Source organism: Streptomyces bugieae, assembly GCF_036352915.1.
Classification (GTDB): domain Bacteria; phylum Actinomycetota; class Actinomycetes; order Streptomycetales; family Streptomycetaceae; genus Streptomyces; species Streptomyces endophytica.
This window is the reverse complement of record NZ_JAZBJP010000020.1, coordinates 59,687-78,109: the sequence shown is the minus strand read 5'-3', so window position 1 is coordinate 78,109 and position 18,423 is coordinate 59,687. Positions and strand designations below refer to the sequence as shown.

The 18,423-nt window shown below is 76.0% G+C and carries 16 protein-coding genes and 2 pseudogenes; 5 read left to right on the top strand and 13 right to left on the bottom strand.

Going from position 1 to position 18,423, the window contains the following annotated elements; translation table 11 throughout:
• Positions 1-26: 26 nt before the first annotated feature.
• Positions 27-1,445, bottom strand: coding sequence for a hypothetical protein (locus V2J85_RS26105; RefSeq protein WP_330822902.1), 1,419 nt, complete (start codon positions 1,443-1,445; stop codon positions 27-29).
• A 114-nt stretch (positions 1,446-1,559) separates the two neighbouring features.
• Between V2J85_RS26105 and V2J85_RS26100 the strand changes: the two genes are divergently transcribed.
• On the top strand, positions 1,560-2,810 hold the full coding sequence (locus V2J85_RS26100) for a molybdopterin-dependent oxidoreductase (protein ID WP_330822901.1): 1,251 nt from the start codon (positions 1,560-1,562) through the stop codon (positions 2,808-2,810).
• A gap of 20 nt (positions 2,811-2,830) precedes the next feature.
• A complete protein-coding gene (locus V2J85_RS26095) occupies positions 2,831-3,388 on the top strand; it encodes a hypothetical protein (protein ID WP_410011353.1) in 558 nt (185 codons plus the stop codon).
• On the opposite strand, the gene V2J85_RS26090 is transcribed toward V2J85_RS26095, so the two are convergent.
• The 4 genes and pseudogenes from V2J85_RS26090 to V2J85_RS26075 form a co-directional block, all read right to left on the bottom strand.
• Positions 3,313-4,041 carry a class I SAM-dependent methyltransferase gene (locus tag V2J85_RS26090; RefSeq protein WP_330822900.1) on the bottom strand — a complete coding sequence of 243 codons (729 nt, stop codon included), beginning with the start codon at positions 4,039-4,041 and terminating at the stop codon, positions 3,313-3,315. The genes V2J85_RS26095 and V2J85_RS26090 overlap by 76 nt on opposite strands.
• Positions 4,038-4,709 carry a TIGR04282 family arsenosugar biosynthesis glycosyltransferase gene (locus V2J85_RS26085; RefSeq protein ID WP_330822899.1) on the bottom strand — a complete coding sequence of 224 codons (672 nt, stop codon included), beginning with the start codon at positions 4,707-4,709 and terminating at the stop codon, positions 4,038-4,040. Before V2J85_RS26085 ends, V2J85_RS26090 begins: the two co-directional genes overlap by 4 nt.
• Positions 4,706-5,386, bottom strand: coding sequence for a glycosyltransferase family 2 protein (locus tag V2J85_RS26080; RefSeq protein ID WP_419836838.1), 681 nt, complete (start codon positions 5,384-5,386; stop codon positions 4,706-4,708). The genes V2J85_RS26085 and V2J85_RS26080 overlap by 4 nt, the downstream gene beginning before the upstream one ends.
• Positions 5,387-5,419: 33 nt before the next feature.
• Positions 5,420-6,487, bottom strand: a pseudogene (locus V2J85_RS26075) (NAD-dependent epimerase/dehydratase family protein); the annotation flags it as partial.
• Positions 6,488-6,740: 253 nt separating this feature from the next.
• On the opposite strand from V2J85_RS26075, the gene V2J85_RS26070 reads away from it, so the two are divergent.
• A complete protein-coding gene (locus V2J85_RS26070) occupies positions 6,741-7,844 on the top strand; it encodes a PP2C family protein-serine/threonine phosphatase (RefSeq protein ID WP_330822898.1) in 1,104 nt (367 codons plus the stop codon).
• Here the strand turns inward: V2J85_RS26070 and V2J85_RS26065 are convergent.
• The 8 genes and pseudogenes from V2J85_RS26065 to V2J85_RS26030 all read right to left on the bottom strand — a co-directional run.
• Positions 7,793-9,031 (bottom strand): 4-hydroxybenzoate 3-monooxygenase, encoded by a 1,239-nt coding sequence (locus V2J85_RS26065; protein ID WP_330822897.1) that lies wholly within the window; start codon positions 9,029-9,031, stop codon positions 7,793-7,795. The two genes, V2J85_RS26070 and V2J85_RS26065, sit on opposite strands and share 52 nt — an antisense overlap.
• Entirely contained in the window at positions 9,028-9,864 is an 837-nt protein-coding gene (pcaD, locus tag V2J85_RS26060; protein ID WP_330822896.1) for a 3-oxoadipate enol-lactonase, read from the bottom strand. Before pcaD ends, V2J85_RS26065 begins: the two co-directional genes overlap by 4 nt.
• Positions 9,861-11,255, bottom strand: coding sequence for a 3-carboxy-cis,cis-muconate cycloisomerase (pcaB, locus tag V2J85_RS26055; RefSeq protein WP_330822939.1), 1,395 nt, complete (start codon positions 11,253-11,255; stop codon positions 9,861-9,863). The genes pcaD and pcaB overlap by 4 nt, the downstream gene beginning before the upstream one ends.
• Positions 11,256-11,394: 139 nt before the next feature.
• Positions 11,395-12,096 carry a protocatechuate 3,4-dioxygenase subunit alpha gene (gene pcaG, locus V2J85_RS26050; protein WP_261955073.1) on the bottom strand — a complete coding sequence of 234 codons (702 nt, stop codon included), beginning with the start codon at positions 12,094-12,096 and terminating at the stop codon, positions 11,395-11,397.
• Entirely contained in the window at positions 12,096-12,959 is an 864-nt protein-coding gene (gene pcaH / locus V2J85_RS26045; RefSeq protein WP_330822895.1) for a protocatechuate 3,4-dioxygenase subunit beta, read from the bottom strand. The genes pcaG and pcaH overlap by 1 nt, the downstream gene beginning before the upstream one ends.
• A gap of 160 nt (positions 12,960-13,119) precedes the next feature.
• Positions 13,120-14,349, bottom strand: coding sequence for a thiolase family protein (locus V2J85_RS26040; RefSeq protein WP_330822894.1), 1,230 nt, complete (start codon positions 14,347-14,349; stop codon positions 13,120-13,122).
• Complete coding sequence (locus V2J85_RS26035; protein ID WP_330822937.1) at positions 14,346-15,137, bottom strand: CoA-transferase subunit beta; 792 nt, start codon at positions 15,135-15,137, stop codon at positions 14,346-14,348. The genes V2J85_RS26040 and V2J85_RS26035 overlap by 4 nt, the downstream gene beginning before the upstream one ends.
• 189 nt (positions 15,138-15,326) lie before the next feature.
• Positions 15,327-16,115, bottom strand: a pseudogene (locus V2J85_RS26030) (CoA transferase subunit A); the annotation flags it as partial.
• Between the two features lie 186 nt (positions 16,116-16,301).
• Between V2J85_RS26030 and V2J85_RS26025 the strand changes: the two are divergent.
• Positions 16,302-17,999 carry an IclR family transcriptional regulator domain-containing protein gene (locus V2J85_RS26025; protein ID WP_330822893.1) on the top strand — a complete coding sequence of 566 codons (1,698 nt, stop codon included), beginning with the start codon at positions 16,302-16,304 and terminating at the stop codon, positions 17,997-17,999.
• Positions 17,996-18,421, top strand: a complete 426-nt coding sequence (locus tag V2J85_RS26020) for a hypothetical protein (RefSeq protein WP_330822892.1) — start codon at positions 17,996-17,998, stop codon at positions 18,419-18,421. The genes V2J85_RS26025 and V2J85_RS26020 overlap by 4 nt, the downstream gene beginning before the upstream one ends.
• Positions 18,422-18,423 lie beyond the last annotated feature (2 nt).

Here is an 18,423-nt window from a genome sequence, read left to right as displayed (position 1 = left end):
GCCCTTTCGGCATGCCGCCCGCGCCGTCACCAGCCGGTGTACAGCAGGTGGTTGACCAGGAGCGGGAGCACGGCCTGGGCCGTCAGCCACCGGCGCCGGTGGGACACGGGCAGCAGGGCACAGGTCGCCAGCAGCCAGGGCGCGAAGGGGAGCCAGATGCGCTCGGTCTCCGCCTTGCTCATCCCGGAGAGATCGGCCACCAGGAGGGCGAGCAGCGCGGCCAGCACGAGCACGGTCAGGCGGTCCGCCGGGGTGGGCGGCGGGCCGGTGCGCGCGTCGGTGTGCGGGCGGAGGCGCCGCAGGGCGGCCGGGGCGGCCGCGAGGGTGCGCCGCAGCGCGGCGGCGGTGGCGAGACCGGTGATCAGCACGGCGCAGGCCAGGTTGCCCCACACCCAGTACGCGTACGGGCGGACCGCCGCGGCGCCCTGGTAGTAGCGCTGGACCAGCAGCCGGTACCCCTCCCACCAGTCGAATCCGGAGAGCGTGAAGGCCACCGCGACGGTCGCCGCGCCGGCCGCCACGAGCGGCAGCGGGCGGGCACTCCGGGCGAGCAGCAGGACCGCGGCGGCGATCAGCACGATCAGGGTGAGTCCGTAGGAGAGGTAGCAGGTCAGGCCGAGGAGGAGCCCCGAGCCGAGGGCGGCGGCCGCGCGGCGGGTGTGCCGGGTGGCGGCGAGCGCGAGCAGGGCGAGGGACCAGGCGGCGACCGCGGCGAAGTAGCCGTCGGCGGAGGTGCCCACCCATACGGCGGCCGGGGCCAGCACGAGGTAGGGGGCGGCCCGGCGTGCGGTGGGCTCGTCGGTGAGCGCCCGCAGGGCGATCAGGACCGCGGCCACGGTGGAGGTGCCGGTGACCAGGCACCAGACGCCGGCCCAGGCGCCGCCGCCCAGGCCGAGGCGGTCCAGCCCGACGAAGGTGAGGATCGCGGCCGGCGGGTGCCCGGCGACATGGGCGGGCCAGTGGTCCGGGGCGTTGTTGAGGATGTGTCCGGTGAAGCCGCGCAGCGCCGGGCCGAGGTCGTCGAAGCGGTGGATGACCGTCAGGTACTCGTAGGCGGTGGTGAGCCGGCCGGCGACACCGGTCTGCCAGCCGTCGATCAGGGCCAGCGCGGTCGTCCAGGCGAGGGCGGCGGCCCAGCCGGTGAGGAGCAGGGCCCGCCAGGGCAGCCGGGCGGCGAGCGGCGGCCCGTAGGCGATCACGAGGACGGCGACGGCGATCGCGGCGGGGGTGCCGGGGCCCAGGTGCGGGAACCACGAGGCGTACAGCGGCGGCCAGTTCACGTGCAGGCTGCCGTTGGCGTGCTCGATGACGGTGCCGATGGCGGCGGCGAGCGCGACGAGGAGGGCGCCGGCCGCGGCGGCCAGCAGGTCGGCGCGGCGCTCGGCGCGCTCGTCGGGTTCCGGACGGACGGCCGCCCGGCCGGGCCGGATCTCGCGGTGGGTCACACCGGCACGCTAGGCCGCCGCGGGAGTGCCGGGGCGGCGCCGTTCCGCCGACGTCAGACTTTCGTCATGCGTTGCGGCCCGCTCGGGGCGCCGGTCCCCGCATACCGTCGGCGCATGGCCTCATCCCGTCCGATTCCGCCCACTTCCCCGGCGTTCTGGCGCAGTCCGCTGCGCGGCCCGCGGCTGACCGCGCTGCTCGGCGTGGTCCTGCTGGCCGGGATCACCCTGCTGTTCGTCACCGGGCTGCTGTCGTACGCCGCGTACAACCCCGACCTGGCCGGTGGCGTCAACGACCAGACGCCCGGGAAGGGCCTGTTGGGGTTCTACCTCTTCAGCTGGCCCACCGGCCCGCGCTGGCTCTACCGCCTGACCCAGGGGGTGCACGTCACCCTCGGCGTCGTCCTGGTGCCGGTGCTGCTGGCGAAGCTGTGGTCGGTGATCCCGAAGCTGTTCCGGATGCCGCCGGCACGGTCGGCGGGCGATGCGCTGGAGCGGCTGTCGCTGCTGTTGCTGGTCGGCGGGGCGCTGTTCGAGTTCGTCACCGGGCTGCTCAACGTCCAGCTGGCGTACCTCTTCCCGGGGTCGTTCTACCGGCTGCACTTCTACGGCGCGTGGGTGTTCATCGGCGCGTTCGTGGCCCATGTGGTGCTGCGGATGCCGCGGACCGTACGGGCGCTGCGGGAGCGGACCGATCCGGCGGCGGAGGACGACGAGACCGGGCTGGTGGCGGTCCGTCCGGACCGGCCGACGGTGAGCCGGCGGGGCGCGCTGGGGCTGGTCGGCGCCGGGTCGCTGCTGTTGCTGGTGACGACGGCGGGGCAGAGCCTGGGCGGCCGGTGGCGGCGTACCGCGCTGCTGGCGCCGCACGGGGGCGCGGATCCGGGCGGCGGGCCGAACGGGTTCCAGATCAACAAGACCGCGGCGGCCGTCGGGATCCGGGCGCGGGACACCGGTGACGACTGGCGGCTGACGGTGGAGGGCGGCGGGCGCCGGGTGCGGCTGACCCGCGCCGAACTGCTGCGGCTGCCGCAGCACGAGGCGGCGCTGCCGATCGCCTGTGTGGAGGGCTGGTCGACGGACGACCAGTTGTGGAGCGGGGTGCGGTTGCGGGAGCTCGCCGCGCTGGTGGGCCTCGGCGACCGGCCGCCGGGAGTGCTGGTGGAGTCGCTCCAGCTGCACGGCGCGTTCCGCCGGGCCGCGCTGAGCGGCAGTCAGGTGCGCGATCCGCGGTCGCTGCTCGCGCTGCGGGTGGGCGGCGCGGAGCTGTCGCGGGACCACGGCTACCCGGCGCGGATCATCGTGCCGGCGGCGCCGGGGGTGCTCAACACCAAGTGGGTGGCCCGGCTTTCGTTCGGGGAGGGGTGAGCGGCGTGCGAAGGGTACGGATGCCGGGGCGGGCCGCCGCGGTCCGTGGGTGGCGGCGGCTGCGCCGGCACCGCTGGTACGGCGAGGGGCCGTTGCACCTGGTGCTGATGCTCGGGTCGTTCGCCCTCACCGGTTATGCGGGGGTGCGGCTGCTGGCCGGCGGGCGGTGGCCGCTGGTGGTGGTGTGGTTCGTGGGGGCGGCGCTGCTGCACGATCTGGTGCTGCTGCCGCTGTACGCGCTCGCCGACCGTGCGGTGGTCCGGTGCACGGCGGGGGCCGGTCGCCGTCGGTCCTGGACGGCCTTCGTCCGGGTCCCCGCCGCGCTGTCGGGGCTGCTGTTGCTGGTGTGGTTCCCGCTGATCTCCTATGCGGCGGGCGGTGCTCCGGCGGCGCACTACGAGCTCGCGACCGGGCTGCCGGCCGGGGTTTTCCTGGGCCGCTGGCTGCTGATCAGCGCGGTGCTGTTCGCGGTCTCCGCCCTGTGGTTGCTGTGCCGTACGGTTCAGCCCCGGCGGGCGGTGGGCAGGCTGCGGCATCGCCGCAGGGCGACGAAGCGGCGTGCGGCGGACGGCGACTGACCGGGCTCGGTGGCGGTCCACCGCTCGACGGGTGTCCAGCCCGCGGCGTCGGCGTACCGCAGCAGTGCGGACGTCCCGACCCGGGCCCAGGGGAACGTGACGGCGGTGTGGTGGTCCGCGTACGGGTCGCCGGCGACGCCGACCCGGGCCCGTTCGTCGACGTCCTCGGGGGCGGTCTCCACGAGGAGCAGCCCGGTCCGGTGCGCCAGCGCGGCGGTGCGGGCGAGCAGGGCGCGGGGGTCGCCGCCGATGCCGATGTTGCCGTCGAGGAGCAGCGCGGTGCCCCAACTCCCCTCCTCCGGCAGGGAGTCGAAGACCGAGCGGCACAGTGCGGCGCCCCCGGCCGCGGCGGTACGGGCGACCGCGGCCGGGCTGACGTCGATGCCGAGCACCCGTCTGCCCGGTGCGGTGAGCGCGGCGACCAGCCGGCCGGGGCCGCAGCCGATGTCCAGGACGCTGCCCTCGCAGCGGCGCAGTGCCGCGAGGTCGGCGGCGTCCGCCGGGGCGCACCAGCGTGCGACGTCCAGCGGCAGCAACCAGCCGTCGGTACGGCGCAGATAGAGCGGCCCGCGGCCGCGGCGCAGCGCCTCGGCGTAGGCGTCCGCGCCCCAGGCCGGCGGGTGCGGCGGGGCGGCCGGGACGGTGGCGCTCATCGGCCGGTCACCGGGGTCAGCCGGGCGAGGGTGGTGGCGAAACGGCCGGTGGGGGCCTGGGCGGCGACCAGACGGGCGTCGGCGGCGGTGTCGACGTCGCGGAGCGCCGGCAGGTCACCGATCCGGAGGCCGGCCGCGGCCAGGCGGGCGCGCTGGGCGGCGCCGGTGCCCGGGGTGGACATCGGGACGCCGCGCAGCAGCCGCGGGTCGGGGTCGGCCAGGCCGAGCGCCCAGAAGCCGCCGTCCTCGGCCGGGCCGAACCAGGCGTCACGGCCTTCCCAGGCGGTCAACTCCAGTGCGGGGGCGAGGAGTTCGGCGGACACCTGGGGGGTGTCCATGCCGATGAGCAGGGTGGGGCCCCGGCTGGCGGCGAAGGCCGCGGCGAGCCGTTCGTCGAGGCCGCCGGCGCACTGCGGCCGGACCTCGAAGCCGTCCGGCAGCCAGTCCCCGGGGCGTCCGTCGAGCACCACGGTCCGCCGCCGGGCGGGCATCGCACGGACCGCGAGGAGGGTGTCGTACAGGGCCGCGGCGGCCAACTGGGCTGCCTCGTCGGGGGTGTAGGGCGGGGTCAGCCGGGTCTTGACCCGGCCGGGCACCGGTTCCTTGGCGATGACCAGGACCGCGGTCGGCCCGTTCGGGGGCGGCGTACGGTCCGCGGGGCGGTTCATCGGGCCGTCTCCCGCGCCGGGGCGGCCGACGGCGGCCGGCTGAGCACGGCCCGCATGTCGCGGACCGCCTGCCAGGTGCCGCGCCAGGTGCCGGTGACCTTCGAACGGCCGGTGCGCGGCCGGTAGGGCACCGGGCGCTCCTCGATCCGCCAGCCGGCGTCGGCGGCCCGCACCACCATCTGCAGGGGGTAGCCACTGCGGCGGTCGGTGAGGCCGAGTTCGAGGAGGTCGGTGCGCCGGGCGGCGCGCAGCGGGCCGAGGTCGTGCAGCCGCAGGCCGGTGCGGCGGCGCACCAGGTGGGCCAGGGCGAGGTTGCCGGCCCGGGCGTGCGGCGGCCAGGCTCCGCGCCCCTGGGGGCGCCGGCGTCCCAGCACCAGATCGCGGTCGCCGTCGCGGACCGCCCGGACGAACGGGACGAGCAGCGCCGGGTCCAGGGAGGCGTCGCAGTCGCAGAAGCAGACGATGTCCGCCTCGGCGGCCAGCAGTCCGGCGTGGCAGGCCGCACCGAAGCCGCGGTGCGGTTCACGGACGACGGTGGCGCCCAGTTCGCGGGCGATCTCGGCGGAGCCGTCGGTGGAGCCGTTGTCCACCACGATGGCGCGCCAGCCGGCCGGGATGCGTGCCAGCACCCACGGGAGGGCTGCGGCCTCGTCCAGGCAGGGCAGGACGACGTCCACCGGGGCGGGCCGGGGTGCGGCGGGGAGGGGGGTGCCCGGCCCGGTGGGCGCGGCGGTCCGCATCTCCTCCCGGGCGAACTCGGCCATGCCCTCCTCGAATCCGATCGCCGCCCGCCAGCCGAGGTCCTCGGCGATCCGCCGCGGCGACGCGGTGATGTGGCGCACGTCGCCGAGCCGGTACTCCCCCGTCACCACCGGGTCCGGTCCGCCGTACGCGGCGGCCAGCGTCCGTGCCATCCCGCCCACGGTGTGCGGGACGCCGCTGCCGGTGTTGTACGCGGTCAGGGTGGCGGCCGCCCGGTCCGGCAGGGCGGTCAGGGCGGCCACGTTGGCGGCCGCGACGTCCCGGACGTGGACGAAGTCCCGCCGCTGGCCGCCGTCCTCGTACACGGTCGGCGGCTCGCCGCGGGCGAGGGCGGAGCGGAAGAACGAGGCCACCCCGGCGTAGGGGGTGTCGCGCGGCATACCGGGGCCGTAGACGTTGTGGTAGCGCAGCGCGACGGCCCGGCCGCCGGTCGCCCGGGCCCAGGAGGCGGCGAGGTGTTCCTGGGCGAGCTTGGTGGCCGCGTAGACGTTGCGGGGATCGGCGGGCGCGTCCTCGTCGACCAGGCCCGGCCGCAGCTCGGAGCCGCAGTGCGGGCAGCGCGGCTCGAACCGGCCGGCGTCCAGGTCCGCCACCGCGCGCGGGCCGGGGCGCACCACCCCGTGGGCGGGACAGGTGTAGTGGCCCTCCCCGTAGACCACCATGGACCCGGCGAGCACCAGTTGCCGGACCCCGGTCGTGGCCATCGCCGCCAGCAGGACGGCGGTCCCCAGGTCGTTGCAGCCGACGTAGTCGGGGGCGTCGGCGAAGTCCTTGCCCAGGCCGACCATGGCGGCCTGGTGGCAGACCGCGTCGACACCGCGCAGGGCGGCCTCGACGGCCGGCCGGTCCCGTACGTCGGCGACGACCCGGTGCGTGCCGGGCCGCGGCGGTGGCGGCTCGCGGTGTGCGGTGGGCAGCAGGGCGTCGAGGACGACGGGCTCGTGGCCGCTGGCCAGGAGGGCGTCGACGACCTGTGATCCGATGAATCCGGCGCCGCCGGTGACCAGTACGCGCATGCCGGTCACGCTAAGCGCGGCGGGGCGGGACGGCCCGCGCCACGGCGGCCGTGTCATGGGTCCGTAAGATCCGGGCGTTCGTGACCGGTGGATGCCCCCGCCACTGCGATTCGGTAACGGGCGTCGGTGAGGTATTTCGATACGGCATATGTTGCATATGCTCAGGTCGGGGGTCTGGGGGCCGTTTTCGGACAGTCCGACGGCCGACGGCCCCGCCACCCGATCACCTCACACCACACCGTCGGAGAACGCCTTGACCGTGGAGAACGGGGAGCGCTGCACCGGCTCCCGTGTGTTGTCCGTGCTCCCCTACACGGTCATGGCCGTGGTGTCCGCCGTCGACCTGACCGCGGGGCCCGGTGTGGGCTTCCTGCCGCTGGTGTCCCTCGGGCCCGCGTTCGCCGGGCTGGTCGGCGGCTGGCGGCGGACCGCGCTGGCCGGGCTGACCGCTGCCGTCCTCTGCCTCGGGCTGGGCGTCTACAACGGACTGTTCGAGAGCCGGCGGGGGCTGACCGCGCTGCTGTCGGTGGCCGGGGTGACCGCGGCCGGGGTGGTCGCCGCCCTGATGCGGCAGCGCCGGGAGGCCGAGCTGGCCAGTGTCCGCTCGATCGCCGAGGTGGCCCAGCGGGTGCTCCTCCGCCCGGTGCCGCGCAGCGCCGGACCGCTGCGGATCGCGGTCTCCTACACGTCGGCGGTGGCCGAGGCCCGGATCGGCGGGGACCTGTACGAGGTGGTGACCTCGCCGGCCGGTGTCCGGATCATCGTCGGGGACGTGCAGGGCAAGGGGCTGGAGGCCGTGGAGAGCGCGGCGGTGGTGCTCGGCGCGTTCCGCGAGGCGGCGTACGACGAACCCGATCTGCCGGCCGTCGGCGAGCGGGTCGAACGGGCCCTGAACCGCCATCTGTCCGGCGAACGCTTCGTCACGGCCGTGCTCGCCGAGATCGGTGACGGTCCGCACGCCACCCTGCTCAACTACGGCCATCCGGCGCCGCTGGTCGTCCGCCCCGCCGGCACGGTCGGGTTCGCCGCCCCGCCGGAACGGTCCCTGCCGCTCGGCCTGACCTGGCACGTCGCCGACACCCCGCTGCCCTACGAGGTGCCGTTCAGCCCCGGCGACCAACTGCTCTTCTACACCGACGGGGTCAGCGAGGCGCGGGACGCGGCCGGCTGGTTCTACCCGCTCGACGACCGGGCGGCGCTGCTCAAGGACGCCGACCCGGAGGCCGCCCTGCGCGCGGTGCGCGAGGACCTGGTCGACCACGCCGAGGGCCCGCTGCACGACGACGCGGCGATGCTGCTGGTCCGCTACCGCGAGGAGCACTCCGCCGGGACCGCGGGGAGCGGCAGTCCGGTGTAGTTCTCGGCGAGTTCGGCCGCGGCGTGCGGGGCGGTGGCGATCCGGTCGAGCTGGGCGAGCTGCAGCCGGGTGTCGAACGGCGACTGGTCCGGGGCGGTGTGCAGGGTCGTCGTCATGAAGGCCGAGAAGTGCTCGGCGCGCCAGACCCGGCGCAGACAGGTGGCGGAGTAGGCGTCCAGCAGTTCCGTCGAGCCGGTCGTGTGCAGATGCGTCAGGGCGCGCGCGAGGACGGTGACGTCGGCTGCGGCGAGGTTGAGGCCCTTGGCTCCGGTGGGCGGCACGATGTGCGCCGCGTCGCCCGCCAGCAGCACCCGGCCGTACCGCATCGGTTCGGTGACCGAACTGCGCATCGGCAGCACCGACTTGGCGGTGATCGGCCCGCGCGCCAGTTTCCAGGGGGCGGCCCCGGTGGCCGGGTCGACGGCCGCGCGGGTCTCCAGTTCGTCCCAGATCCGGTCGTCGGGCCAGTCCGCCGGGTCGGTGCCGTTGGGCACCTGGAGGTAGAGCCGGCTGACGGTCGGGCTGCGCATGCTGAACAGGGCGAAGCCGCGAGGGGAGTGGGCGTAGATCAGCTCGTCCGCGGAGGGCGGGACGTCGGCGAGCACGCCGAGCCAGGAGTACGGGTAGCCGCGCTCGTAGGTGCGGCGTGCGCCCTCCGGTACCGCCCGGCGCACCACGCCGTGGAAGCCGTCGCAGCCGACGACGTAGTCGCAGTCGAGGGTGTGCACGCGGCCCTGGTACCGGTAGTGGACGGCGGGGCGGTCCCCGTCCGCGCCCTCGACGGTGAGCGCCTCCGCACCGAACAACAGCGGTGCTCCGTAGGCGAGTTGCAGGGCGATGAGGTCCTTGACGACCTCCGTCTGGGCGTAGACCGTCACCCGGCGGCCGCCGGTGAGCGCCGGGAAGTCGAGGCGGTGGGACCGCCCGGCGAAGCGCAGCTCGATGCCGTCGTGGACCAGGCCCTCGCGGTCCAGCCGGGCCCCGGCTCCGCAGCCGCGCAGCACGTCGACGGTGCCCTGTTCGAGGATGCCGGCGCGCTGCCGCCGCTCCACGTAACCGCGGTCGCGGCTCTCCAGGACGGCGCAGTCGATGCCGGACCGGTGCAGCAGACGGGCCAGCAGCAGTCCGGCGGGGCCGCCGCCGATGATGCCGACGGTGGTACGGCGGACGGGCGGTGGGGGTGTCACGGCGCGGTTCCTTCCGAGGGGTGCGGGGCGGGGACTCGGAGGGCCCCCGGGGCGTCCGGCGGTGCGGCGAGGTGGCCGAGGAGGGCGGCCCGGACGGCGGCCGGGCGTTCGACGTTGGCGAGGTGGGCGGCGCCGGGCAGTTCGAGGAGGCCGGCGCCGGGGATGCCGTCGACGAGTGCGCGGGCGTGCGGGGGCGGGGTGGCCGGATCGGTGCGGCCGGCGACGACGAGGGTGGGGGCGGTGATGCGGGCGAGGTCATCGCGCAGGTCGTAGCCGGCGAGGGCGTCGCAGCAGGCCGCGTAGCCGGCCGGGGCGATGCGCCGCCGCAGGGTGCCGAGCAGTGCGGTGGCCTCCGGGGAGGCGGCGAAGTCCGGGGTGAACCAGCGGCCGGCGGCGGTGTCGGCGACCGGCCCGAGCCCCGACTCCCGTACCAGGGCGGCCCGTTCGTGCCATGCCTCCGGGGTGCCGAACCGGGCGGAGGAGCAGATCAGCACGAGCGAGGCGATCCGCTCGGGGTGGTGGGCGGCGAGCCAGGCACCGACCGCGCCGCCGAGCGAGATCCCGGCGTACGAGAACCGGCCGATGCCGAGGCCGTCGGCGAGCGCGAGGACCCCGCGGGCGAGGGCCGGGACGGTGGTGGTGGCGACGGAGGGGCTGCCGCCGTGGCCCGGAAGGTCCCAGCGCACCACGCGGAACTCACGTGCCAGTTCAGGGAGTTGAGGATCCCAGACGGAGAGTTCGGTGCCGAGGGAGGGGCCCAGGACGAGCGGTGGGGCGCCGTCCGGACCGTCGAGGGTGTGGTGCGGCGGCGGGCCGGCGGGCGGGTGGGTCATGCGGGCTCCTGCGGGGTGTGCGCGGTACGTTCCAGCGCCCGGTCCACGAGGGCACCGGCGGAGCCCAGGTAGCCGGACGGGTCGAGGAGTGGGGCGAGGTCTTCCGGAAGCCGCTGATCAGGCAGGGTGTCGCGCAGTGCCGTGGCCAGGGGGACGCCCTGCTCGGCGGTGCGGCGGGCCGCGGTGTCCAGCAGACGGCGGGCCTCGGCCCGGCCGGTCCGGGCGGTGAGCGCGGCGACCAGGCGTTCGCTGACGACCAGACCACCGGTGGCGTCGAGGTTGCGCCGCATGCGGTCCGGATGCACCCGGAGGTCACCGGTCAGCTCGGCGGCGTCCCGGGCGGCGCCGCCCACCAGCCGCAGGGCGTCCCGCAGCGGCTGCCATTCGGCGTGCCAGGCGCCGGCCGGACGCTCGTCCTCCGCGGCCAGCGCGCCGTACAGCACCCCGGCGAGCGCCGGGACCTGGCGGGCGGCGGCCGCGATCAGCGTGGCGCGCACCGGATTGGCCTTGTGCGGCATGGCGGACGAGCCACCGCCGCTGCCCTCCGACAGCTCGCCGATCTCGGTGCGGGAGAGGGTCAGGACATCGGCGGCGAGCTTGCCGAGGGCGCCCGCGGTGAAGGCGAGCGCCCCGGCGAGATCGGCGACCGGGGTGCGCAGGGTGTGCCAGGGCAGGGCGGGTTCGGCGAGCGCGGTCTCGGTGGCGTAGGCGGTGAGCAGCCGGGTGCCGGGGTCGGGGCCTGCGGCGGCCGGTGCGCCCTCGGCCGCGGTCTCGGCCTCGGCGTACGCGTGGAAGGCGGCCAGGGTGCCGGCCGCGCCGCCCAGTTGGACGGGCAGCGCGGCACGGACGGCCGTGAGCCGGGCGTGGGCGTCGAGCACCAGGCTGCGCCAGCCCGCCGCCTTGAGGCCGAAGGTGGTCGGCACCGCGTGCTGGGTGAGGGTCCGGCCGGCCATCGGGGTGTCCCGGTGCGCGGCGGCGGTCCGGCGCAGCGCCTCGGCGGTCCGGGCCAGGTCCGCCAGTACGGGCTCCAGCGCCCGGGTGCAGACCAGCATGGTGGCGGTGTCGAGGATGTCCTGGCTGGTGGCGCCGCGGTGGACGTGGCCGGCGGCCGCGGGGGCGCGGGCGGCGACCGCGGCGGTCAGATCGGCGACGAGCGGGACGACGGGGTTGCCCGCGGCCCGGGCCCGCCGGGCGAGCGTGCCGGGGTCGTGGCGGCCGGGCTCGGCGGCCACGGCGGTGACCACGGCGGCCGCCTCCTCCGGCGCGAGTCCGGCGGCGGACTGGGCACGGGTCAGCGCGGCCTCGGCGTCGAGCAGGGCGCGCAGATAGGCGCCGTCGCCGGTCGCGTCGGCCACGGCGGAACCGGCCCGGGACGGCGCGAGCAGTCCCACATCGGCGTCGTCGTACGGGGGTTGGGGCGGTGCGGTGCCGGGGTCGGGGGCGGGGCAGGGGGCGGAACCTCTGCCGTCGGAACTCCGGTCACCGGGGCGGGAGGCGTCGGTGCGGGAGCGGTCATCGGACCGGAGGCGGTCATCGGAACGCAAGGAAGACCGTCTCCTCGTGGGTGCCGTCGGCGGTCTGCTGCAGCTGGACGTCGAAGCGGTAGCGGTCCGGGCCGTCCGGGTGGGCGAGCAGGGTGCGGGCCCGGTCGTCGGGGAGCCGGGACAGCAGCGGGTCGGCGGCGTGGGCCTCGGCGTGCTCGGGGAAGTAGACGCGGGTGAAGAGGTGGTGCAGCAGCCCGCGGGCGAAGACGCAGACGGCGAGGTAGGGCGCGGCGCCGGGGTGGCCGGCCGGGGCGGTGGCGGGCAGGGTGTGCAGGACGTAGCGGCCGTCGGCGTCGGTCGGGACCCGGCCGAATCCCGTGAAGTCCAGGCCGTGGCGGCCGATGACGGCGCCGGTGACCGGGTCGCGGCGCAGCGAGCCGGGCGCCCCGGTGAGGCTGCCGTCCGGGCCCGCCTGCCAGAACTCCAGCAGGGCGTCCGGCACCGGGGCGCCGTCCCCGTCCCGTACCCGGCCGTGGAGGACGATGGTGCCGGGCCGGCCGGCCGGTGCGATCTGCTCGCCGCCGCGGAACGGGAGGGCGTAGCCGTAGAACGGCCCGATGGTCTGCGAGGGCGTCGGGGGCAGCGGCGCGGCGGGGGTGCCGGCCGGGTCGGGGGCGGCAGCCGGGTCGGGCTCGGGGGCCGCGGTCGGGCGGTCGGTGCCGGCCGGGTCCGTGGTGGCGCGGGGCATCAGTGGCCCTCCTCGGTCCAGGTGGCGGACGGGCCGTCCAGGACGATGTCCCAGCGGTAGCCCAACGTCCTTTCGGGGCGGGAGAGTTCGTGGTCGTAGGCGGCGACCAGGCGGGCGCGGGCGGCCGGGTCGGTGACCGACTGGAGGATCGGGTCGTAGGGGAAGAGCGGGTCGCCGGGGAAGTACATCTGGGTGATCAGCCGCTGGGTGAAGGCCGTGCCGAAGAGCGAGAAGTGGATGTGGGCCGGGCGCCAGGCGTTGTCGTGATTGCGCCAGGGGTAGGCGCCGGGCCTGATGGTGGTGAAGGTGTAGCGGCCCTGGTCGTCGGTCAGGCAGCGGCCCACGCCGGTGAAGTTCGGGTCGAGCGGGGCGGGGTGCTGGTCGCGCTGGTGGGCGTACCGGCCGGAGGCGTTGGCCTGCCAGATCTCGACGAGCTGACCGCGCACCGGGCGGCCGGTGCGGTCGAGGACGCTCCCGGTGACGGTGATCCGCTCGCCGAGCGGCTCGCCCGGGTGCTGCCGGGTGAGGTCGGCGTCCAGGTCGGTGACGTCCGTGACACCGAACGCGGGGCCGGTCAGCTCGACGGCCTCCGGGTCGGCCAGGTGGTCGATCTCGACCGGTGGCCGTTGGGGGTGGCGGGGGGTGCTGCTGCGGTACGGGGTGTAGTCCCGCGCGGGGTGCGCGGGGACGGGGGCGCCGGCGGCACGGTCCCGTTCGGCGGCGGCGGACCGCGCGGCGATCTCGCGGCTGATGTCGGCCTGGGTGGGCAGCGGCGGTGCGGGCGCGACGAGCGGCCGGGGGCCGGGAAGCGGTGCGCCGGGTACGAGTGCCCGGGGCGCGGGGGTGAACGGCGTCAGGGTCATGGGTGCCCTCTCCGTACGGGTGGTCGGGGCGGTGCGGGTGGACGGGACGGTGCGGGTGGTTCCGGGTGCGGGAGCATCGAGCTGTCGGTCATGAGGCCGCGGCGGCACGTCCGTGGCGCGGTGCCCCTGCAGGATGCGGCTCCCGACGCCGGGCGGGTAACTACCTTTCGAGCACCATCGCCAGGCCCTGCCCGACGCCGATGCACAGCGTCGCGAGGCCCGTTCCGGAGCCGGCGGCGGCCAGTTGGTGGGCGACCGCGCCGACGAGCCGCGCCCCGGAGGCGCCGAGCGGGTGGCCGAGAGCGATCGCACCGCCGCGCGGATTGACGAGGCCGGGGTCGAGCTCGGGCCAGCGGGCCAGACAGCCGAGTGCCTGGGCGGCGAACGCCTCGTTGAGCTCGACGGTGTGCAGGGCGTCGAAGCCGCGTCCGGCCTTCTCCAGTGCCCGGGTGGCCGCCTCCACCGGGCCGAGCCCGAAGTACTGCGGCTCGATGCCGGTGACCGCACTGCTGCGGATCCGGGCGAGCGGGGTGCAGCCGGAGGCGCCGAGCCCCCGCTCGTCCATCAGCAGCAGCGCGGCCGCACCGTCGGTGAGCGGTGAGGAGTTGCCGGCTGTGACGGTGCCCGCGCCGGCCGACGGCCCGGTGGCCCCGCGCACCGCGTCGCTCCCCGTACGGAAGGCCGGCCGCAACCTGCCCAGCGCCGCCAACGAGGTGTCCTCACGGATGCCTTCGTCCTCGGACACCTCCCCGTAGGGCACGATCTCCGCGGCGAAGGCGCCGTCCTTCCGGGCGCGGGCCGCCTTCTCGTGGCTGGCCAGCGCGAAGGCGTCCTGCCGGTCGCGGGTGATCCGGTCGCGGTCGGCGATCAGCTCGGCGCCCTCGCCCAGGGCGACGGTCCACTCGCCGGGCATCCTGGGATTGGTCAGCCGCCAGCCCAGGGTGGTGGAGTGCAGGGTCTGCGGCCCTGCCGGGAAGGCGCGTTCCGGCTTGGGCAGGACCCAGGGCGCCCGGCTCATCGACTCCACGCCTCCGGCGACGGCCACCGAGGCGTCGCCCAGCGCGACGGCCCGGGCGGCCTGGACGACGGCCTCCATGCCGGAGCCGCAGAGGCGGTTGACGGTGACGCCGGGTACGGACACCGGCAGCCCGGCGAGCAGCACCGCCATCCGGGCCACATCGCGGTTCTCCTCGCCCGCGCCGTTGGCGTTGCCGAGCCAGACGTCGTCGACCGTGGCCGGATCGAGTCCCGGTGCGCGGTCCACCAGGGCCTTGACGACATGCGCGGCGAGGTCGTCGGGGCGGGCGCCGGACAGCGCGCCGCCGTATTTGCCGAAGGGGGTGCGGACGGCGTCGACGACGTACACGTCCCGGGGCCGGTCGGTGATCATCGGGTGGCGGTGTCCTTCCGTGCGGCGGCCGTCTCGGGCGTACCGGATGCGGGGGTGGCCGGGGGCGTGGCGGCCTTCAGGGCGCGCAGGGCGGTGAGTTCGGCGGCGGTGGGCGGGTCGGTGACGCCGATCCGGTCGGCCTCCTTGAGGTCCCAGCCGGTGGCCGCTCGTACCTGCTCGACCGTCACTCCCGGGTGCAGGTCGGTCAGGACGAGCTCGGCGGTGCCGGGGTCGGGGCGGAGCACGCCGAGGTCGGTGATGACGGCGGTCGGTCCGGCGCCGGGCAGTCCGAGCGCGGCGCGGTCCCGGGGGCCGCTGCCGTGGCCGAGGGTGGTCACGAAGTCCAGCGCACCGACGAAGTTGCGGCGGCTGTGCCGCAGGACCATCAGTACCTGCCCGCAGTTGGCGGCGATCTCGGGGGCGCCGCCGGCGCCCGGCAGCCGGCCCTCGGGTTTGCCGGGGCCGCGGTCGACGACGGTGGTGTTGATGTTGGCGAACCGGTCGACCTGCGCGGCGCCGAGGAAGCCGACGTCGATCCGGCCGCCCTGCAGCCAGTAGTTGAACATCTCGGGCACGGACACCACCGCGTCGGCGGTGTCGGCCAGTTCGCCGTCCCCGATGGACAGCGGCAGCCGGGTCGGTTTGGAGCCGAGGGTGCCGGACTCGTAGATCAGCACCAGGTCCGGATTGACGGTGCGGCGGGCGAGGTTGGCGGCCGTACTGGGCAGCCCGATCCCGACGAAACAGGTCCGCGCACCGGCCAGTGCCCGGGCCGCGTTGACCTCCATGAGCTCGTCGGGGGTGCAGGGCGGCGCAGGGGTGGGGGACGGCGCGGGCGCCGAGGCGTGGGCGGGCGCGGGTGGGGCTACGGACGCGGGTGGGGCGTCGGACGCGGGTGGGGCCTCGGGAACGGGTGGGGCGTCGGGAGCGGTGGTGGGGACGGTCGCCGCGGGAGAGCTGCCGGCGCCGCCCCTGATCCCCTCCAGCCACCGCCCGAACGCCGCCCGGTCCCGCGAAATCCCGTCCCAGCGGCGGTAGAAGGCGTTGTCGCGGACCGAGTACCCGGCCGCGTACGAGGGGTGGGCGCCGCCGGGGACGACCGCGACCGCCTCGACGACCCAGGTGGGCAGGACGACGCCGCCGGGGCGCGGCTCCAGGGTGTCGACGAGTTCCTCGACGGTCACCAGGACGCGCCGGGCGGCCAGCGCCGCCTCCTTCTGGACGCCGGTCAGGCCCCACAGCTGGACGTTGCCGGCCCGGTCGGCCTGCTGGGCGTGGATGACCGTGACGTCCGGGTTGAGGGCGGCGACGGCGGCCAGTTCCTCGCCGGTGAACGGGCAGGTGACGGTGGCGACCGTGGGCGTGCGGGAGGGGATGTCGCTGCCGCGGTAGCCGCGCAGCACGGCGAACGGGAGCCCGGCCGCACCCGCGGCGTAGCGGTTGGCCATGCCGGCGTGGCTGTGCTCGTCGGTCTCCAGCGGGCCGGGCCAGCCGTTCTCGACCGCGTCCCGGAAGCGGTGCAGTGAGCCGACGCCCGGGTTGCCGCCCCAGGAGAAGACCAGCTTCGCGGCCACGCCCGCGCCGATCAGCTGGTCGTAGACCACGTCGGGGGTCATCCGGGCGAGGGTGAGGCCGGTGCGGCCCTGGCGGATGATCTCGTGCGCGGCGGCGAACGGGATGAGGTGGGTGAACCCCTCCAGCGCCACGGTGTCCCCGTCGTGGATCAGCTCCGCGACGGCCTCGTGCAACGAACGGATGTCGGCCATATCGGCCCTGTCCTCCAGCCTCTGTCGAAGATCCGGGCGCTAGGGATGCGAAGGATGGAATACGCCGGTTGTTCGCCCAGTGAACTTAAGTTCATAATGGACGCTCTGAGTCTGGCCCCCGCCCCCGGCCCTGTCAACGGTCCGCCGGGTACGGTTCGCACGAGATCACCGCACGAGGGAGAGGCCATGACCCACCCCGCCCCCGCCGCACCGTCCTCCCCGGCCGCCCCGCCGGAAGCGGTGGGTCCGCTGATCCGCTGCCTGACCGTGCTGCGGGAGCTGTCGGCCGGCGGCGGCCGCCAGGCGGTGGGCGATCTGGTACGGGTCACCGGCCTGGCCCGCTCCACCGTCGACCGGGTACTGAGCACCCTCGCCCGGCTCGGCTACGTCCGCGTCGAGGGCCGCGACGCGGTGCTCGCGCCGCGGTTGCTGGAGCTGGGCAACGCCTATCTCGCCGCGTCCGGACTCCCGGACCGGCTGGGCCCGCTCGCCGACCGGCTGGCCGACGAGCTCGACGAGTCGGTCTCGCTCGCGGTCCCGGACGGCGACGGCGTGCGCTTCGTCCACCAGGCCACCCGCCGCCGCGCGATGTCCCTCGCCTTCCGCATCGGCGATCTGCTGCCCGCCGAACGCGGCGCGCCCGGGGCGCTGTTCGCGGACGCGTGGGACGCGGCGGACCGGGAACGCTGGCGCCGCCGCCGCGCGGCCGACCCGACGGACGCGGGCTTCCCGGCCGTCCCCCCGCGCACCCACGACGAGGGGGACGCGGACGACTCCTCAACTGCCGTATTCGAGCGGCGCGTCGACGCCGCTCGCGCGGCCGGCTGGTCCCTGGACGACCAGCTCATCGAACCGGGCCTGGTCGCCGTCGCGATGCCCGTACGGGACCCCTCCGGCCGCGTCGTCTGCGCGGTCAGCGTCGTCAGCCACACCAGCCGGCTGTCCGCCGCCGAGCTGCCCGGTGCGGTGCTCCCCCGGCTGCGCGACACGGTGACGGCCATGGAACTCGCCCTGACCGCCCCACCGGAGACCCCGACCGGCGCCGCGCCCCCCACCGGAGGGTCCCACGCCTCCTGGATGCGGGCCTCCAAGCAGGAACTGGGCCCCGAGTTCGTCGAGTCGATGGCCCGCGGCCTGATCACCCTCACCGCCTTCGGCGCCGGCCGCGCGGCACTCCCGCTCACCGCCGTCGCGGAGGCCACCGGCCTGGCCCGGGCCACCGCCCGGCGGGCCCTGATCACCCTGGAGCACCTCGGCTACCTCACCTCCGACGGCAAGCTCTTCCGGCTCACGCCGAAGGTGCTGGAGCTGGGGTTCGCACACCTCTCTGGCCTGACGCTGCCGGCCATCGCCCAACCCCATCTGGCCGCGCTGGTCGAGCGGGTGCACGACTCCGCCTCGATGGCGGTCCTCGCCGGCGACGACATCCAGTACGTCGCCCGGGTCCCCACCGTGCGCATCATGAGCGTCAACATCACCCTGGGCACCCGCTTCCCCGCGTACGCGACGTCCATGGGCCGGGCCCTGCTGGCCGGTCTGCCGCCGGCCGAGGTGTCCGCCCGGCTGTCCCGCACCGACCTCCGCCCGTTCACCCGGCACACCGTCACCGACGAGGAGGCGCTCCTGGACCTCGTCCGGCAGGTCCGCACCGACGGATACGCCCTGGTCGACGAGGAACTGGAGGAGGGCCTGCGCTCGCTCGCCGTGCCCGTGCGCGACCGCTCCGGCGAGGTCGTCGCCGCCGTCAACGTCTCCACCCACGCGGGCCGCACCACCCCCGCCGGCACCCGCGACGCCATCCTCCCGGCCCTGCGCGAGACCGCCACCGCCATCGAGGCGGACCTCGCGGTGGCCGGCCGGTACGTACGGATCCCGGTCCTGTGACGGCACTTGCCGTTCCGCCACCGGAGCCGGACTGGGAGGCGGCCCCCGCCTATCAGGGCGGAAAGCGCAACCCGGCCTTCCAGACGAGCGCCTGGGAGTACGCGGCCGCGCACTTCCGGCCGGTGGCCGGGCTGCGGGTCCCCCTGGAGGCGCTCGCCGCCCGCCTCCGCCTGACCCTCGAGTCCAGCTGGGACGACCTGGGCGAGATGGATGTCGCCGTGTTCCGCGTCCGGACCTCCGACTTCGCGCTCACCCGGCATGACGGGCAGGAGGTCGTCCTGGTGTGGCTCGCCCGCGCGACACCCGAGGCGGACACCGCCCTGGAGCTTCTGCTGACCGTATGCGGCCTCGACCGCCGCGCCCTGAGCTTCCTCGGCAACCCGACGACCGGGCTCACGTACGTCGAGGAGCGGCCCGGCTGAGC

Coding starts and splice junctions, on each gene's coding strand:
- V2J85_RS26025 (WP_330822893.1), top strand. CDS start 16,302: ATGACCCACCCCGCCCCCGCCGCACCGTCCTCCCCGGCCGCCCCGCCG.
- pcaH (WP_330822895.1), bottom strand. CDS start 12,959: ATGACCCTGACGCCGTTCACCCCCGCGCCCCGGGCACTCGTACCCGGC.
- V2J85_RS26090 (WP_330822900.1), bottom strand. CDS start 4,041: ATGAGCGCCACCGTCCCGGCCGCCCCGCCGCACCCGCCGGCCTGGGGC.
- V2J85_RS26085 (WP_330822899.1), bottom strand. CDS start 4,709: ATGAACCGCCCCGCGGACCGTACGCCGCCCCCGAACGGGCCGACCGCG.
- V2J85_RS26040 (WP_330822894.1), bottom strand. CDS start 14,349: ATGATCACCGACCGGCCCCGGGACGTGTACGTCGTCGACGCCGTCCGC.
- pcaD (WP_330822896.1), bottom strand. CDS start 9,864: ATGACCCACCCGCCCGCCGGCCCGCCGCCGCACCACACCCTCGACGGT.
- V2J85_RS26095 (WP_410011353.1), top strand. CDS start 2,831: ATGCCGGGGCGGGCCGCCGCGGTCCGTGGGTGGCGGCGGCTGCGCCGG.
- pcaG (WP_261955073.1), bottom strand. CDS start 12,096: ATGCCCCGCGCCACCACGGACCCGGCCGGCACCGACCGCCCGACCGCG.
- V2J85_RS26100 (WP_330822901.1), top strand. CDS start 1,560: ATGGCCTCATCCCGTCCGATTCCGCCCACTTCCCCGGCGTTCTGGCGC.
- V2J85_RS26035 (WP_330822937.1), bottom strand. CDS start 15,137: ATGGAGGTCAACGCGGCCCGGGCACTGGCCGGTGCGCGGACCTGTTTC.